9 protein-coding genes and 2 pseudogenes are annotated in these 17,396 nt (G+C 42.1%); 3 read left to right on the forward strand and 8 right to left on the reverse strand.

The features are described from left to right. Positions 1-131: 131 nt before the first annotated feature. On the reverse strand, positions 132-908 hold the full coding sequence (locus WH223_RS05570) for an NAD-dependent epimerase/dehydratase family protein (protein WP_340046549.1): 777 nt from the start codon (positions 906-908) through the stop codon (positions 132-134). A gap of 48 nt (positions 909-956) precedes the next feature. Continuing rightward, positions 957-2,429 (reverse strand): annotated as a pseudogene (gene proS, locus WH223_RS05575) (proline--tRNA ligase). A 175-nt stretch (positions 2,430-2,604) separates the two neighbouring features. On the opposite strand from proS, the gene WH223_RS05580 reads away from it, so the two are divergent. After that, positions 2,605-3,816 carry a hypothetical protein gene (locus WH223_RS05580; protein ID WP_340046550.1) on the forward strand — a complete coding sequence of 404 codons (1,212 nt, stop codon included), beginning with the start codon at positions 2,605-2,607 and terminating at the stop codon, positions 3,814-3,816. A gap of 72 nt (positions 3,817-3,888) precedes the next feature. Beyond that, positions 3,889-5,442, forward strand: coding sequence for an OmpP1/FadL family transporter (locus WH223_RS05585; protein ID WP_340046551.1), 1,554 nt, complete (start codon positions 3,889-3,891; stop codon positions 5,440-5,442). A gap of 160 nt (positions 5,443-5,602) precedes the next feature. Here WH223_RS05585 and WH223_RS05590 read toward each other — a convergent pair whose 3' ends face one another. From WH223_RS05590 to WH223_RS05610, 5 genes and pseudogenes are all read right to left on the reverse strand, one after another. Then, a complete protein-coding gene (locus tag WH223_RS05590) occupies positions 5,603-8,998 on the reverse strand; it encodes a DUF1080 domain-containing protein (protein WP_340046552.1) in 3,396 nt (1,131 codons plus the stop codon). A gap of 78 nt (positions 8,999-9,076) precedes the next feature. After that, positions 9,077-10,345, reverse strand: a complete 1,269-nt coding sequence (locus tag WH223_RS05595; protein WP_340046553.1) for a Gfo/Idh/MocA family oxidoreductase — start codon at positions 10,343-10,345, stop codon at positions 9,077-9,079. 214 nt (positions 10,346-10,559) lie between these two features. After that, on the reverse strand, positions 10,560-12,155 hold the full coding sequence (locus WH223_RS05600; RefSeq protein WP_340046554.1) for a RagB/SusD family nutrient uptake outer membrane protein: 1,596 nt from the start codon (positions 12,153-12,155) through the stop codon (positions 10,560-10,562). 18 nt (positions 12,156-12,173) lie between these two features. Further along, a pseudogene (locus tag WH223_RS05605) lies at positions 12,174-14,057 on the reverse strand (TonB-dependent receptor domain-containing protein); the annotation flags it as partial. 15 nt (positions 14,058-14,072) lie between these two features. After that, positions 14,073-15,083 carry a carboxypeptidase-like regulatory domain-containing protein gene (locus WH223_RS05610; protein ID WP_340046555.1) on the reverse strand — a complete coding sequence of 337 codons (1,011 nt, stop codon included), beginning with the start codon at positions 15,081-15,083 and terminating at the stop codon, positions 14,073-14,075. A gap of 215 nt (positions 15,084-15,298) precedes the next feature. Between WH223_RS05610 and WH223_RS05615 the strand changes: the two genes are divergently transcribed. Beyond that, positions 15,299-16,543 (forward strand): ROK family transcriptional regulator, encoded by a 1,245-nt coding sequence (locus WH223_RS05615; RefSeq protein WP_340046556.1) that lies wholly within the window; start codon positions 15,299-15,301, stop codon positions 16,541-16,543. A gap of 25 nt (positions 16,544-16,568) precedes the next feature. Here WH223_RS05615 and WH223_RS05620 read toward each other — a convergent pair whose 3' ends face one another. Further along, complete coding sequence (locus WH223_RS05620; RefSeq protein ID WP_340046557.1) at positions 16,569-17,327, reverse strand: DeoR/GlpR family DNA-binding transcription regulator; 759 nt, start codon at positions 17,325-17,327, stop codon at positions 16,569-16,571. Between the last annotated feature and the right edge of the window lie 69 nt (positions 17,328-17,396).

A 17,396-nucleotide genomic window follows, 5' to 3' on the forward strand; every position in this document is an offset into this window, starting at 1 on the left:
TCATTAATAAATGGAATATGGAGTGACTACCGTAAAGGTATCAAAAAAACAAAGGCCTTACAAAACAATTGCTAAATCATATTCTCAACTGAATGTCAGGTTTTAAGAGCTAATAAATGAATGGGTATTTTTTAGAAATCTAAAGGCGACACATATATATAGGTATAGCGTAAAGCATTTGTGAGTGCCTCTCCCAACACCAGCTTTTGAAAACTGTCCGTAGGCTCAAATGCTGCTGGCTCTTGGAAGCCATACTTCTTTGCGGATGCTAGAATGACTTCTTCTTTTGTGGGATGTGCTGGTGCAACGACATTATAAACAGCATCGGCTAAATGCTTCTCAAAACCGAGTAGTAGCAGCTCTACGACATCATCTTGATGTACAAAATTGGCCAACTGACCGCCTGTGGTACATACCTTACCTTGAAAATATTTAGCAAAAATACGTTCCTGCCCAAATAAGCCTCCCAGGCGGTATACATGGGTACGGGGCAGCCTAAGCATAGCGCTTTCAGCATGCGCCAAATTGCTATCCACCAAAAGTGGCCCTAACTCCGTGAAGGTAGCATCGGTATCGGGGTAGATACCAATAGAACTCAAAAAAATATGCTTCTTATAAACTAAGATGTCAAGAAGCCTTGTTACCTCTTGAAAGCGAGAATCTAAAATAGCCGATTCAAAGCGCTGGCTAGCGGGAACAGAATTTAAAACATAGTCCACCTCTGCTGGAAATTGACCGAGGTCTACCCCTGCATCAAAGTTGGCCTGTATAGCAAAAATACCATCGGCTTGCAGCCGATGGTATTTCTCTACTTGGGTCGTTGTGGCATATACTTCATGTCCTCGTGCTTTCAGCTGTTTCGCAAAAGCCTCACCTATCCATCCACAACCTAAAATTAAATAACGCATAACGAACCCTATATCAAAGACTGATAATTTTGTCTTATTCTATTTATATTAATAAGCTTTAGCAAAAAGAACACGTTTTGTAGAAGGCTTACCGGTGAAGATACAAACGCCTTCTTCATCTTTCGCATCCAAAGGAATACAACGAATTGTCGCTTTAGTCTCGTCTTTCACACGTTTCTCTGTTTCTACTGTACCGTCCCAGTGGCAAGAGATAAAACCTGCTTTACTTTCCAACACTTCTTTAAATTCTTCGTAAGAATTTACTTCCGTTGTATGCTCCGCTCTGAAGTTTAAAGCTTTGTTGTAAATATTGTCTTGAATTTCTACTAACAACTGCTCAATTGTAGCTGCTAAACCATCTTGCTGTACTGTTTCTTTAGTTTGCGTATCACGTCTCGCCAATTCCACTGTACCATTTTGCATATCACGCGCACCGATAGCTACACGTAGTGGCACACCTTTCAATTCCCATTCTGCAAATTTGAATCCTGGGCGTTGCGTATCACGGTCGTCATACTTAACGGAGATATCTTTACCTTTCAATTACGCACGTAAAGCGTTTACGAACGTATCAATTTGTTCTTTCTCTTCGTCTGTTTTGTAAATCGGAACGACAACAACTTGAATAGGCGCTAATTTTGGAGGCAATACCAAACCTTGGTCGTCAGAGTGCGCCATAATCAAAGCCCCCATTAAACGTGTAGATACTCCCCAAGAAGTAGCCCATACATATTCTTGCTGTCCTTCTTTAGAAGTAAACTTCACATCGAAAGCTTTAGCGAAATTCTGTCCCAAGAAGTGAGAAGTACCAGCCTGTAGTGCTTTACCATCTTGCATTAACGCTTCAATACAGTACGTATCTAAAGCACCTGCAAAACGCTCATTTTCTGTTTTACGTCCGCGTACCACAGGAACGGCTAAGTATTGCTCGGCAAAGTCAGCGTAAACGCCCAACATTTTCTCCGTCTCCTCAATAGCTTCCTCTTTAGTAGCATGCGCTGTATGGCCTTCTTGCCATAAAAACTCTGCCGTACGCAAGAATAAACGCGTACGCATTTCCCAACGCACAACATTCGCCCACTGGTTTACCAAGATTGGTAAATCACGGTACGACTGAATCCATCCTCTATAGGTATTCCAAATAATTGTCTCCGACGTAGGACGAACGATAAGCTCTTCATCCAATTTAGCGTCCTCATCTACGATGATATTACCATTACCATCATTTTTCAAACGATAGTGTGTTACCACCGCACATTCAGTTGCGAAGCCTTCTACGTGTGATGCCTCTTTAGAGAAGAAAGACTTGGGGATAAACAAGGGGAAATATGCATTACTATGACCTGTTTCTTTAAACTCTCTATCAAGAACAGCTTGCATACGCTCCCATATCGCATAACCGTAGGGCTTAATGACCATACATCCTCTAACAGCTGAATGCTCTGCTAGATCGGCCTTAACCACTAAGTCATTGTACCATTGTGAATAATCCTCACTACGACTTGTTATTCCTTTTCCCATTATTAACCTTTAATTTTACTGTAACAATCTATGTAATATTATCGTCTAATTCTGAAGATAAATAGCCTAAACTAAATTTTATATATATTTTTGATTAGGGATTAAACCTCTCCAGAAAAGATGGGTCTAAGATAGTAATAAAGACTTACATTATCGAAGTTTAACTGTATTGGAAATGATGAAAACAAATAGATTATTATTCGGAAGTTTGACATTAGTAGCGGCATTGGCCCTTACTTCTTGTTCGACAAGTAGACAGGTTGTCTACCGCGATGACGTATATAATAATCAATCCAAAGCTCCGCAAAATTATCAGAGTCCGGATTATTATTATACCAACGGACAAGCGGAGCAATATTCACAAAATAATTACTACGCAGATGATTATTCCGACCAGGATTATGTGGAAGGTTACTCAACTGACGGCGATTTAGAATATGCAAGCCGCATTAACAGATTTTATTACTCAAGTCCAGCAATGGGCTACTACGACCCTTGGTTTGACCCTTGGTCTGGCTACGGTGGCATGGGAATGGGCTTAGGCTATTCCAACTGGGGCTGGGGATCAAGATGGTCAATCGGCATCGGTTTTGGTTTCGGCGGTGGTTATGGTTGGGGCAACCCGTACTATGGCGGACGTTGGGGCTGGGGCTACCCTTATGGTGGTGGTGGATACTGGGGTGGTTACAACTCTTGGGGACATCCATACTATGGTGGTGGTTACTGGGGCGGTGGTGGATACTGGGGCGGAGGCTACTATAGTGGCGGCCACGGTGGAAATCGCTACAGCGTAAGACCAGCGAACTCATCTGTTCGTTCTGGCACTCGCGATGGCTACAACTCTAGAGTTGGTGGCAGTTCATCACGCGTTGGTGGTGTTAGTAGAGATGGCAATGGCCGTATTGTTACTGGCGACCGCGTATCAACAAGAGGTGGAAACGGAGCGCCTAGCCGTGGTGATGGCACGAACTCTCGTATTGGCGATCGTTCCACAACATCAGGACGTTCACGCGATAATGATGGTGGATTCAGCAGACCTACTCGCGAAGGTGCTGGCTCCCGCGTAGGAACGCGTGAAAACACACGTGATAATAATGGTGGTTTCACTAGACCTACTCGTGAGAGCTCAGGTTCTGGCGTAACAAGACCAGGTGGTTCCGATTACCCATCACGCAGCACAACACGTAGCTCTGGTACAGCAGCACCAGCACGTAGTGTTGAACCTAGTAGAAGCTCAGAATCAAGCAGAGGTTCTTCTTACACACCATCACGCAGCAGCGGCTCCATGTCTAGTGGAGGCGGTATGTCAAGAGGCTCGAGCTCTGGTAGCTCTGGCGGTGGTGGCGGCGGCGGCGCAAGATCAAGCGGTGGCGGAAGAACTAGATAATATTTCATCTTATCGAGTAGCCAATATATTTTTGTATTGGCTACTCTTACTTTATAATCACACTATAAATTTATGCAGTTAAAAAATATACTCTTTACATCGCTATTGGTTTCTGCGTTAACCTATTCTGCAAAGGCACAATTTGTTGGAGACGCATTAACCTTTTCACAAGAAAATAATGGCGGAACTGCGCGTTTCAAAGGTTTAGGAAACGCAAAAACAGCGCTTGGTGGTGATATAAGCAGCATCACAGGTAACCCTGCCGGTTTAGGATTCTTCCGTCAATCGGATATCTCTGTGACAGCAAATTACCTGAACGCAAATAATAAAGGCACATACTTCGGTACAAATACGACGAAAAACAAAGGTCGTGTAGGTATTGAAAATGCAGGTGTTGTTTTCTATTTCCCTACCAACGAAGGCTACCACGGATGGCAGAACTTTAACGTAGGTATCTCTTATGAGAACACAAATACTTTTACAAATAATGTACGTTATGAAGGTGTTAACCCGAATAACACCATTGTACAGCGTTATTCTGATTTAATGGAAAACCCGCAAAATGGTGCTTGGGGTGATAAACTATTCAAGACCGTTTTAGTCGAGGAATCGCTAGATCCAAAAAATGGCTACTTCCCTGTTGTTGGTGAAGCCGTAAATAAAAATCAAGTTAGCGACATCCTAACAACGGGTTACAACTCCAGAACAGCTTTAGCTTTTGGTGCGAACTACAACAATAAATTGTATATCGGTGGTAATATTGGATTCACCGCATTCCGTTACGATACATCACAGCAGTTTTCTGAAGGTGGATGGACTAAAAATCGTGCAGAGATATTGGCTAAAAATCCAAACTCAACGATTGCTGACCCTACTCATGATGACTACAAATATGTGGAAGCAAACTATGAGTTGCTTGACGACTATTCGCAGCGCACAGAGGGTTCAGGTATTGATTTCAAAATTGGTGCTATCTATAAACCAACCACAGACTGGAATATTGGTGCTACCATCACCTCTCCTACTTGGCTGACGGTTGATGATTATACAAGCAGCTACATACGCGTAGACTACTACGATAAAGAAACAGATGCAAAACCATTCATCACAAAAGAAGTGCTTACTGATCCTACGGAAGATTCTTACCGCTTGATTACGCCATGGAAATTTAGCGTAGGTTTATCAAAATTCTTTAGCCGTGGTTTATTATCTGCGGACGTAGAATATGTTGACTATAGCACGAACAAACTTAGAACAATTGGTGGAAGCAATAGATCGCGTGAAAAAGCATGGGATCAGGACATGAAAGATAGCTACAAAGCAGTAGTGAATGTACGTGTCGGTGGTGAGATTTTGTTAACAAATACGGTAAGTGCACGTGCCGGCTTTAACTATTTTGGAAACCCGTACAAAAATGCGGATAACAAACAATACAGTGGTAGCTTAGGTCTTGGATTTAAATTATCGCAAAATGTTTACATGGATTTAGCCGTTGTTCATTTAGTAAACGACTACAAAGTTAGCCCTTACGCTATCGATGAGAACCACTGGAAATCACAATCTCCAGTAGCCGACATCAAACATCAACGTACTAATGCCGTACTTACTTTAGGTGCTAAATTCTAATTAGCCCTAACCAGATAAAAAAGAGGTAAACAATGTTTACCTCTTTTTTTATGGATTTATTCCAGAGCATAAAAGCTTACAGAAATCCGTATCGGAAATGCTCTACTAAAAATGGCCAGACTATTTTACGAGTCTGGCCATTATATAATTCATTAGGCTTTTATAAAGTTTTAACACGAATGTTGCGGAAGAACACCTCCGAACCATGCCCTAAGAAACCGATATGTCCTGATTTACGTGATAAACCGGGATGATTTTTCTTGTCTAGCGTTCCATTTTTGGATGCTTCGCGCAAATCGCCTGTTAAAATCAAGTGCCCGTTTAAGATAACTTTAATCTTATCTCCTTGCACATGTATCTCCTCTGTATTCCATTCGCCGATAGGCTTCATTCCTGAGCGTGCTGCAGGAATAATGCCATAAGCCGATCCATGGTATTGGTAAGGCTGTAGGCTTTTGTAAATATCAGCATCATTATCTAAGATTTGAATTTCTGTACCTACGTAGGCAGCATCGCCCTCCAAAGGAGTACGAATACCGACACCATTGTTAGCGCCTGGGGTAAGCTTAAACTCAAAGCGGTACACAAAGTTTGCGTACTCCTTTTTTGTATATAGATTCTTACCGAACTTCGCATCTGGATTTGCACGTAGGTATCCTTCAGGATTAATCTCATAGGCAGGGCTTTCGGTCCATTTATCAAGATTAGTACCATCGAACAACATTTCGAAGCCTTCTGCTTTTTCAGCTGCGCTTAAGCTATATACCTCTTTGCGCGGAAGCTCCTTGATATATAAATCACGGTACCATACACGAGAGCCATGCGCTTGCAATTCAATCTGCTCTGTAGGGAAAATAGATTGGTTACGATCCCAGTAGTTCTCCAACGTTACATTGTCTACTACAAGCTCACCGTTTAACCAAACCCATACCTTCTCGCCTACCATGCGTATTTTAAAAGTATTCCATTCGCCAAGCGGATTGTCGGCTACCTTCAACGGATCTTTAGCATTCGTCTTATTATTGTAAAGACCACCAGACCCTACTTGAGCACCAACATTGGTACGAGAGATATCCCAAATTTGTACCTGTGGTGTGCCACGCAGATAAATACCGGCATCAGGCTCTTTACCTTTAGGATCAAGCTTCCAGTCGACTAGCATTTCGAAATCGCCATATTTCTTTACCGTAGCCATGTTATCGCCATGCCCGCTAAAGACAATATCGCCATCAATGGCAGACCATGTTTCGCGCATCTTCTGATCGGCTACCGCTTGCTTTTCCGCAAGTTCTTTAGCGCTCATCTGTGCACGTTTTATTGGGTTCTCCACAAGACCTTTCCAGCCCGTCAAGTTTACGCCATTAAACATAGACACGAAGCCATCGCCTTGAGGCATTTCCGCCAAATGACGAACAATAGCTTCTCGAAGGTAGGAACTTTCGCCCCCCGATAGGTTAGCCATAGCACCTTCTAGAACACGACGTACATCTGGACCGACAAAGCTTTTATCATCCATCGCAATATTCATGGCTGTATTTGTCGCTGTGCCCTTCAGCTCGGCATCGTTCAAAAATTTGGATGCGAACAACATCGCTTGGTATGTACCTGTTGCTTGCAGACTTCCCAATACGGTTTTCTTCTGCGCAGCATTTGCTGCTAATGTAAAAGCATCTTTCAAGAACAGGGTTTTCTGATCAGCAGTATGAGCGCTAGCATTGATTTGAGAAATTAAGCCCTTAAATATACTATCGAAATTCGCCGTTCCCTTTTCTTTACGTGATAAGTCAACCAAGGTTGGTAGAACCTCCGAATTCGACCAATTTGATAAAGCTACAATCGCTTGGTTCTTCAAAGCGTCTTGATCCAGTCCGTTCTTCACCACCGCCAAAGCATCAGTCCCCCCTACACCAGCAAAAACTGGAAAGTATTTCCCCGCACTAGGTGAAGCAGAAATGGTAATATTTTTCGCTAGACGTTGAACTTTAGCATCTTTATCGGCACTTTCTTTTAAAGCGGTAACAAGTGCACGCTGCACATAAGGTGCATCAGACTCTGCGGTATTAGGTAGTAAACTAACCAATGCCTCAAAATCATCAGCCTGCACCACATTTGGTAAAGCCAAGAAAGCAGCTGTTTTCACCGAATTATCGGCTACGGACAGCAAAGGCAATACTACTTTTGAAGAGGCTGTATTGGTACGTTTAGCCAAGACACGCAATAGGACAACCTGCGTTTTAGCATCTGCCTTAGGCAATGCTTCATTAACAGCAGTTATCGTATTAGCATCAGGTGCCGAAAGCAATAATGTTTCTATAGCTGACGCTGTTACTTCATCGGCACCAGCGATAGCTTTAATTAGGCTATTGCTATTCGTGCCGCCCGTCAATTTTGACAAGGTCGTTAGCGCTGCGATTTTCGCTTGCACGGCACGAATGCTACCTAGATTTTTTTCAATAGCAGGTGCATCAGCACTTGTTCCTTTGTTAGCCAAAAAGTGAAGGATACTTTCTTGCACATCAGGCGCCGCACCTTTTAGGCTGCTGATTAGTTTTTTTGTATCGGCAACAGAGCCATGCTTACCTAAAAGCTCTAAAGCGGTAGTTCTGTATAAGGCGTTATTGCTCGTCGCGGCTTTCATCAGCTGCTTGCGTGCTGCCGCAGGGTCTACCTGTGCCAACAACTGCAAAGCTCCAACTTGCACCGTCGTTGCTCCCGCAATATGCGCTTCGCGCGATACCGTATTGATAACGGATGTCGCCAAGGCTGTTTGCCCGTTGTTTAGTAAGTTATGTGCATAGTCTAGCGTTAAACCGCCGATATTACTTTTATCAAACTGATAATTAACCGCCTTTAGTTTCGCCAACAAAACGGGGGCAGATTTAGCACCTGCAATTTTACTTAGCGCCGTATAAGCTGTAAACTGATAGTTATCCGAGGTATAAGTACTTAAGCTCGCGATGATGGCTTCTTCGTCATCTTTCGATCTTAAATCTCCTAGAGCAGCGGCAATAGCGGTAGCTGCTTGTTCATTTTTAGCGTTGGCAAACGCTTTAGAGAGAGCTAATCGAGCTTGTTCAGAACGTATACCATTCAGCGCTAAAGCAGCTTTATCGACAAGATAAGGATCGCTCAAATAAGGCACAATAGCAGCGATAGCCTCATCGCGCGAGTTTTGTTTCATCAACTGCAAGACGAAACCTTTATTATTTTTATCGGTAAGTTTATCTAGCGCTTGCACTAAGCCTTGAGAAAACACCGTACGCTGTCCATCTCTTCCGGGTTGCATGCTGTAAAAACCGTAGGAATTTGCGGCATATTCAATGGCTGCATTATCACCACCTTGCGGTTTAAGTCCGAGCAATAGTTGCGTAATATCATCGGCTGTAAAACTTTCTATTTCACGCATTGCGGCCAAAAACTTGGCTTGCTCTTCAGCAGGCTGCTGCGCTAAAACATCGGCAATCTTCGTCGCCGAACTTCGGTTAGCGGGCTGCTGTGCATATGCCGTTACCTGCAATAATAAGAGGGCAGATAAGGTATTATATACTTTCTTCATTAGATACATTATTTAGGCTTGAATCCGATTGTGTCGCCTGCTTAAAAAGCGGGGCATTGGATTCATTTATCGGGTCTATTAAATTGTCCAAGGTCCACGCATCGGTTGATCAATCAGGCGATTTGCGGCATCATCATTAAGAAACACTTGCTTCTGCGAATCAAAATGCAAGGTTCTGTTAAGACGTAAAGCCGCTAAGCCTAAATTCACTAAAGTTGCGGAGTAATAACCATTCTGCTCATTTAAGGCAAATTTCTGACGCGTGCGACAAGCTTCAACAAAGTCTGTCACCTGCGGCGCAGGGTCTGGATATTGTGCTAATTTGCGCTCCATATCAGGGATATCACAGATAAAGCCTTTAAACAATTTTCCTTTAGGCCCTTCAATATAAGCCTGACCTTCTTCAGTACCGGCTCCATCCAATATGATTTGGCAGCCATCGGCATAGGTATAGGTAATTTTACGCCATGTCCCTACCGCATCATAATGTTGCTGTGGAGCATCAACTTCTACCTTGATTGGGCTTTCTTCATCTTTACCTAAGAAATACTGAACAGGATCTAGGTAATGTTGGCCCATATCTCCTAAACCACCACCATCATAATCCCAGTATCCTCTAAATGTAGTGTGTACACGATGCGTACTGTAAGGCTTGTAAGCTGCAGGCCCCAACCACATTTCATAATCTAATTCTTTTGGTGCTTGCTCAACAGGCAAGTTCTCTTTTCCCACCCAATAGAATTTCCAATCAAAACCAGTATGCTTGCTAATGGTTACTTTTAAAGGCCACCCTAACATACCTGTATCGACTAATTTTTTAACCTTTTTTACGGGTACATTTAAGCCATAAAAATTGGAATCAAAGCGGAACCAGGTATTCAGACGGAAGATATTGCCATGTTGAGCAATAGCTTCTTTAACTTTTTTACCCTCGCCTATGGTGCGTGTCATTGGTTTTTCACACCAAATATCTTTACCCGAGCGGGCAGCTTCTACAGCCATAATACCATGCCAGTGTGGCGGCGTTGCGATATGTACAATATCGACTTCTGCATTTTGGATAAGATCACGAAAATCGTGGTGCTCCTTTACACCTCCCCCAAGTGCATTTTGTGCTAAAGCGAGATGGCGGGTATCGACATCACAAATAGCAACAGTTTTTGTTCCAGCGTAATTGAAATGTCCGCGTCCCATGGATCCAACGCCGATCACTCCTTTTGTCAGATGATCACTTGGCGCCAAAAAGCCCTGACCGCCCAACACATGTCGAGGAACGATCGTAAAAGCTGCAGCACCAATCAATGATTTTTTGATAAAATCACGTCTAGAATTGGTTGATTCTTTCATTATTAGATTTATAGTTATAAGTTTACTGCCCTAATTTAGCATATTTTATAGTCAATACCTAGATTATCAAATAATTGTTGCAATAAATTACGGCCTTTTTTGCAAGAGCTGTAATTAACGACGAGAATGGTGAGTATATACAAAAAAACAATCATCCGTTCCTGGTTATGCTATATGCTTATCGCACATCGTACACTCGAAAAAAGTTTAAGCCCTAATATCCAGGATTTTGAACTAAACCAGGCTCCACACGCAGGCTATTTTCATGAAATGGCCACAAGTAGTTATAAGATTTAAAAGATCTATCTTCAATTTTCAGCGACTCGAGTTTATCGTTCACAAGCCTTGTATGCCCTAGAGCAGGCTCATTAAGCACCTTTTCGGCAATCTGCCAACGAAGGATGTCATCATAACGAATACCTTCGCCTGCCAATTCTGTACGTCGTTCGTTACGAATTAGCGCAATCCACTCCTCTTGCGTTTTCGCCGTCAGCCCTACGTTGGCCACCGACATATCTAGCCCTGCCCTACTGCGAACAGCGTTGATAGCGCTTTTGGCAAGGTCATCAACATCGTTCAGCATGATTTTAGCCTCCGCATAGGTTAACAATACTTCAGCATAACGCAGCAAGGAGAAATGCATATTCCCTCCTGTTTTAAAGGCGTCGGTCTCATCGACAAGCTTCTTAAACCAAAACCCCGATTTACTGCTCCTTTGATTCTCGAAATATAAAGGACTACTCGGGTTGTAAACATCAATTTTATCACCATAAAAAATATCCCCTTGCCCGAAGATACTTGCCGCATAGCGAGGGTCTCTGTTGAGTTTAGGATTGAGTTCATAAACGCTTTTGGTATGCAATGGGCAAGTAGCAATGGGTCTTCCTTGTAAAGTCCAATACGAATCAACCAAAGATTTTGTAGGTACAAGATAAGATTGCCCATTGCCTGTACGATACTGAGGGGCTAAATCACGAAATGAATTCGTTGCGGAATTGGCATGGCTCTCCATATCGAACTTCATAATAAACTCTTTGTTCACTTTATCCGCTTTGTAGGAAAACAAATCAGAATAGACAGGGTGCAACTGATATTTCCCGCTATCCATTATCTCCTTTGCTATTCGCGCGGCCAACTCAAATCGTCCATTATATAAGGCATAGCGCATAATCAAAGCTTTAAATGAATACCTATTAAACATATAGGCGTCAGACCCATATTCATTTTCAGGCAGGCGATTAGCGATTTCCTCAGCCAATGGGAATAACGTATTCAAGATTTCTTCTTTTGACTTTGGCGGCTGTATCGCCGACTCTATCGTTGCAGGTTCCAAATAAAAAGGAACATTAGCCCAGCGACTGGTCAGCTTAAAATAATGCCAAACACGTAGTGCTTCCAAGATACTTTTAAACTTTACCCGTACCTCTTCATTTTCCACATAAGGCACATGCACGTTAGCAATGAACGTATTCAACCGACCTAAATGCTTCATCTGCAATTCGTAGTAATATAAAAAAGCAGCCGTATTTGCATTAAAATTCCCGTTGGCTATGCGTTGATGATGGTCTCCGTCAATTCTACTGTAGGCATTATCGGTTTTTCCATCTTCCATATAGAAAAGGATAGCACGGTCGCCGACAGACGTAAACACATCCACATAACTACTGTACACCACACGGCGCAAATCTTCTTCCGTATTAAAAAACTCCTCAAATGAAGTTGCTGTAGGGTCTGTTTTATTTAAAAAGCTCTCACAGCCGTACCATAGCACCGTGGTAAGCAATAGTATAACAGTTATTAATTTTTTCATCTTTATACACTTTTAGGTTTAAAAAATAGTTGCCTTTATGCCAAAGCTATAGGTTGCCATTCTGGGATAATTACCACTACCGCCATTACGCTCAGGCTCCAATCCTTCATATTTCGTAAACGTTATGGCATCCTGCGCATTTACATAGAAACGTACATTACGGAAGCTGCTGCCAATCTTTGCGACGGTATAGCCTAGCTGGAGCATTTTCACCCGAAAGAAAGAGGCGTCGCTCAGCCAAACATCACTAAGGAACGCATTGGTGCTAGCACCCGTCCACACCCGTGGAAATCGGCTATCTTGGCTGTCTGGTGTCCATCTGTTATCGGCATATTCAACGCGGGGTGTACCCAGCGCATTGCTACCTCCATCGACCAAAACGGGATAGCCCTCAAGCCCATTTAAACGACCGAGACGCCTGCCTACCCCTTGTCCGAGCATAGCAAAGTCCCATTTTTTATACGACAAATTAAGGTTAATAGCATAATTTAAATGCGGGAATGGATCGCCTAGATTTACGCGGTCGGCATCATTAATGACGCCATCGCCGTTCTGATCAACATATTTAATATCTCCGGGCAGGGTGTTAGGCAGCTTAGCGACCGTTCCGTCGACATCCGCTTTATCGCTAAAAAAACCATTGCTTTTAAAGCCGTAGAAGTTATCAATAGCAATGCCGTTGTACCATATTTTATCGTTGTTATCTTTAAAGATTAAGGTATCACTACTGTTGTAACCAGCTTTTAAAACGGTATTTTTATTATCGAAGAACATACCGCCAATGGTATAGGATACATTACCAATTTTATCAGACCAATTGGCAGAGAACTCATACCCTTTGTTTCTTACCTCACCGATATTGATAGCAGAATTCAAGTAGTACGACCCTGTAAGTGGAGGAACAGGAAAATTAGCATAGATTAAATCGTAGGAGAACTTATTATAAAACTCTGCAGTGAAACTCAACCTATTGTTCAGCAGCGCCACATCGGCACCTACGTTCCACTGTCTTTGTTTTTCCCATGAGAAATTAGGATTAGGTACACGCATGGTCCATCCCCAGGTGTTAACGACCTCCTGCCATAAATAAGGGTTTACGTTTTCATTACCTATCAATCCATAGGAGCCTCGAATCTTTAAGTTTGAGATGATACCACCCTCACGAAGACCAGCCATAAAGGACTCGTTGTGCATATTCCATGCGACCGCCGCAGATGGAAAAAAGCCCCATCTTTTACCAGGTGCAAATTTAGAGCTCTCATCAGAGCGTCCTGTTAACTCCAGCAGGTACCGGTTATCAAAAGCATAGTTCATCTTTCCGAAGAAAGAAACTTTATTTACCTCTCTATAATCGGTATAGGTGAAATTCATGATTTCTGCCCCTGCGGTGAAGTAAAGCTTATCCTTATTTTCACGCAGATCTTTCGTGTAGTTTAAGAGGGCTCTTGCCGTTAGCTGCGATTCGCTCACTCCTTGGTTTGCGGAGACTTCATTGCCCCAAATCGTTGTCGGTTTTCCTTTGGCATCATAGAATTTAAAGGTGTTGCGAACCGCCTTGTCTGCCGACTTATTTATCATGTAGGAGACGTTACCTTCAATATTTAAGTTTTCATTGATAAAATATTTAGGACGAAGGTTTATGGTGCTACGATCGTGCATATAATTTTTTGTGCCGCCTCTATTTATGGATGCAATAGGATTCATATTGTTATGCAATATATAATGCTCATCAATGTCGGAATCATAATAGATTTGTTGTGTAGGATTCATCCGCCATGCGATTTGATAAAGCCCATTACCATCGTCATTAGCCTTTAATCGGTCCACCTGTAGGCGGTGGGCATAGAAGTCGGCAAGAAGCACAAACTTATTTGCGATGTTCACATTGGTATTAAATCGGGCCGAAAACTTACGTGATCAATCTATTGAATTTAATCCGCTTTGCTGAAGATGGCCAACCATCAGGTTAAAAGTACCAACCCCACCGCCGCCAGAGACACTCGCTGTCTCATTTTGTGCAAACGACCTTTTCTGTATAACCTCGTCCAGCCAATTGACACTGCCCGTTTCGCCGCTTTCAGCTTTGCGTATATCCTCGTCAGTAAAAAGAGGCGCCTGCCCTTGGAAGTTCTTCGCCTCGTTGTTAAGCTTCATATAGCGTGTGGCATCGACAAAATTCGGCAGGTCAATTGGATTATCAACGGCGGCCCATGCATTCAGATCAACTTTAAACTGCCCTGTGCTACCACGTTCTGTTTCAATAATGATAACTCCATTTGCTCCGCGCGAACCATACATAGAGGCCGATGCCGCATCTTTCAAAACCGTAAGGCTTTTTACCTGCGCGGGATCAATGTCGGTCAACGACTGCTCCATACCGTCAACAATAACTAAAGGAGCCGCATTTTGTAAGGTGCTGACTCCACGTATCGTAATATTGCCGGGAACACTGCCTGGGAGGTTGTTTCCTTGCATCATCGTTACACCGGCAATGGTGCCACTAAATGCTTGTTGCATTTTAAAAATAGGTCTTGTTTTGACAACCGTCATATCCATCTGTGCCACGGATGAGGCTACGTGCTTCTTGTCGACCGTGGAATACCCCATAACGACGACTTCATCAATACCCATATTTTTCTCCTGGAGGATAACATTGATATTATCTTTTCTAGCGACGGAGACTTCCTGATCTTCATAACCAACTCCAGAAAAAATAAGGATGCCTGTAGATCCAGCCATTGGAATTTTAAAATTCCCACCAGCATCAGTCATGGCACCAATATTAGAGCCTTTTACGAGTACACTTATGCTAGGAATGGGTCGATTTAGATTGTCTTTTACTGTTCCGGAAATCAGTTTCTCTTCTTGAGCATGCAGCTTTGGTATCCACAATACTGCGAATAACATAAATAACAATAACCTTCTCATAATCTGGTAGTAATTAAAAATTTATAATTAGTTCATTAGGTAGTAGTTTGATGTATAGGGGAAAAATCAAACTATTAAATTGTAAAATCAAAATAAAGTTAATCTATTTTTTATTAAAACAACAAAAACTTTAAACAAATTTTTATAAAAGTAAACATTAGCTTTTAATTACCTTAGTCCTATTCTAGATATTATTAACATTTTCTATGCTCTTAATGAAAATCCTCTTTAGCAATGAGGTAGCAAACACGCCTAAAAAAAGAAAAAACAACATTCTAAAACTTAAGGTCCTCAAAACCATCTTTGAGAACCGCACAATAGCAATTAATGAGATTGCGGCTAAAGTAAACCTAAGCCTACCAACGCTCAACTTAATAGTCAATGAACTCATCAATGAGGGTCTTTTAGAACAAAAAGATAAAGGTGATTCTATAGGTGGTCGTAAGCCAAATCTATACCAAGTTAAGAATCAAACATTAAATGTTTTAAGCATTGAAATTGATCGGTTTAATATCCGGATTGTAGTTATAGATAATAATAATTCAATCGTTCATAAGTCTAGAAAATACCAACACCAACTATCGAAAGAAGCTATTGACATTCAAAATGTTGTAGACCTTATTTACCGTTACGCTTCTGAAGAAAATATTGATTGGACAAAGATTACGGTTATGGGCATCTTAATGCCTGGCCTGATCAACGCTGAGACGGGCGAAAACCTTACCTATTATCAAGGAGCAGGCTTCAACCTCCAAAAGCACCTAGAAAAGATATTCAGAAAGGATGTTTACCTTCTTAATGATGTGAAATCCGCCGCTTTAAGTGAACTTAAATATGGGGCCGCGATTGGCCAGCGGAATGTGCTTATTATACAAATGGACTGGGGGATCGGCCTTGGCATTATTATAAATGGCGAGGTTTACATGGGCAACGAAGGCTTCTCTGGCGAAGTAGGCCATATGATGTTTGCGGAAGATGGCCAGCTCTGCTACTGTGGGAAAAGAGGCTGTTTAGAAACTGTTGCATCGGGCATTGCCCTAGTTAATACGGCAAAAAGGGATATCTTGGCAGCAAAACCAACGCTCCTTAGCAGTAAATATGATGTCGATAATTTGTTGCCTACTGATATTATTGAAGCGGCAAATTTGGGGGATCAATATGCTATAGACTTAATCAACACATTGGGAAGCAACCTTGGCAAGGCCTTTTCTCAGCTTATTCAGCTTTTTAATCCACAGCGCATCGTGATTAGTGGAAAATTCGTAGAGGCAGGCTCGCTGATTACGCTTCCTATACAGTTAACTATCGAAACGTACACTATGAATGCCCTAAAGAAAAACTGTACTTTGCATCTCTCTACTTTAGGAGAAAACGGAGCTGTAAAAGGTATTATCTTATACAGTATAAATAAGTATTTCGACGATTTGATAAGAAAAATGGAGCATGAACCACTGCATTAAGCCACGACCTTAACGTGGCTTGGTTTTAGCATATTTTATATTCAATCCCTAGGTTGTCAAACAATTGTTGGTACTTAAGGGGGATATTGTCACTGATAATCATATCAATCTTCGATAGATCAGATATTTTACCTAGACTTTTACGGTCAAATTTCGAAGAATCGGCCAGCACAATGGTTTTATGCGCCGAGTTCATCATCTTCCGATTCAGCAAGGCTTCATGTGCATTTGTTGTCGTGATACCAAAGTCAAAGTCTATACCATCAACCCCGATAAAAACCTTTGAACAGAAAAAATCGCTCAATAGATCTTCGGCATAGCTACCTATTATAGAGGAAGAAGTTCTTCGTACAGGTCCGCCAAGCTGAATAATATCGACATGCTCATGCTTGATCAGCTCAAGTGTCACATTAATAGCAGATGTAATAACAGTTAAGGCTCCTTGAGGATGAATCTCTTTCGCAAAATATTGCATCGTTGTACCTGAAGCGATAATAATAGAGTCGTTAGGTTCCACCATTTTAGCAGCCTCCCGACCGATGCGTTGCTTAACGTCGGCATGAATATTTGCTTTTTCATTGATTGGTCTATCCTTCTGGTAAGGATTTACGTTTGTTGCACCGCCATGCGTACGGAATAAGATACCTGCATCTTCCAAAAACTGTAAGTCCTTCCGTATGGTTACAGACGAAACTTTTAAACTATCGCAAAGGTCAACAACCGAAACATGGCCGTTTCGTTCAATCTGCTTGAGTATATACTGGTGTCTCTCAACGTTATTCATCGGTACAAGATAAAGAAAGGATTGGAGATGCGTATATTAAAAACAAAATTCTTCACAATATTTCGTTTG

Origin of the sequence: Sphingobacterium sp. MYb382, from assembly GCF_037572665.1 — a bacterium.
Classification (GTDB): domain Bacteria; phylum Bacteroidota; class Bacteroidia; order Sphingobacteriales; family Sphingobacteriaceae; genus Sphingobacterium.

What these genes read in the sequence shown, in the direction of transcription:
- WH223_RS05620 (WP_340046557.1), bottom strand. Translation starts at nt 17,327, where the DNA reads ATGAATAACGTTGAGAGACACCAGTATATACTCAAGCAGATTGAACGA.
- WH223_RS05595 (WP_340046553.1), bottom strand. Translation starts at nt 10,345, where the DNA reads ATGAAAGAATCAACCAATTCTAGACGTGATTTTATCAAAAAATCATTG.
- WH223_RS05580 (WP_340046550.1), top strand. Translation starts at nt 2,605, where the DNA reads ATGATGAAAACAAATAGATTATTATTCGGAAGTTTGACATTAGTAGCG.
- WH223_RS05570 (WP_340046549.1), bottom strand. Translation starts at nt 908, where the DNA reads ATGCGTTATTTAATTTTAGGTTGTGGATGGATAGGTGAGGCTTTTGCG.
- WH223_RS05615 (WP_340046556.1), top strand. Translation starts at nt 15,299, where the DNA reads ATGAAAATCCTCTTTAGCAATGAGGTAGCAAACACGCCTAAAAAAAGA.
- WH223_RS05600 (WP_340046554.1), bottom strand. Translation starts at nt 12,155, where the DNA reads ATGAAAAAATTAATAACTGTTATACTATTGCTTACCACGGTGCTATGG.
- WH223_RS05585 (WP_340046551.1), top strand. Translation starts at nt 3,889, where the DNA reads ATGCAGTTAAAAAATATACTCTTTACATCGCTATTGGTTTCTGCGTTA.
- WH223_RS05590 (WP_340046552.1), bottom strand. Translation starts at nt 8,998, where the DNA reads ATGAAGAAAGTATATAATACCTTATCTGCCCTCTTATTATTGCAGGTA.
- WH223_RS05610 (WP_340046555.1), bottom strand. Translation starts at nt 15,083, where the DNA reads ATGAGAAGGTTATTGTTATTTATGTTATTCGCAGTATTGTGGATACCA.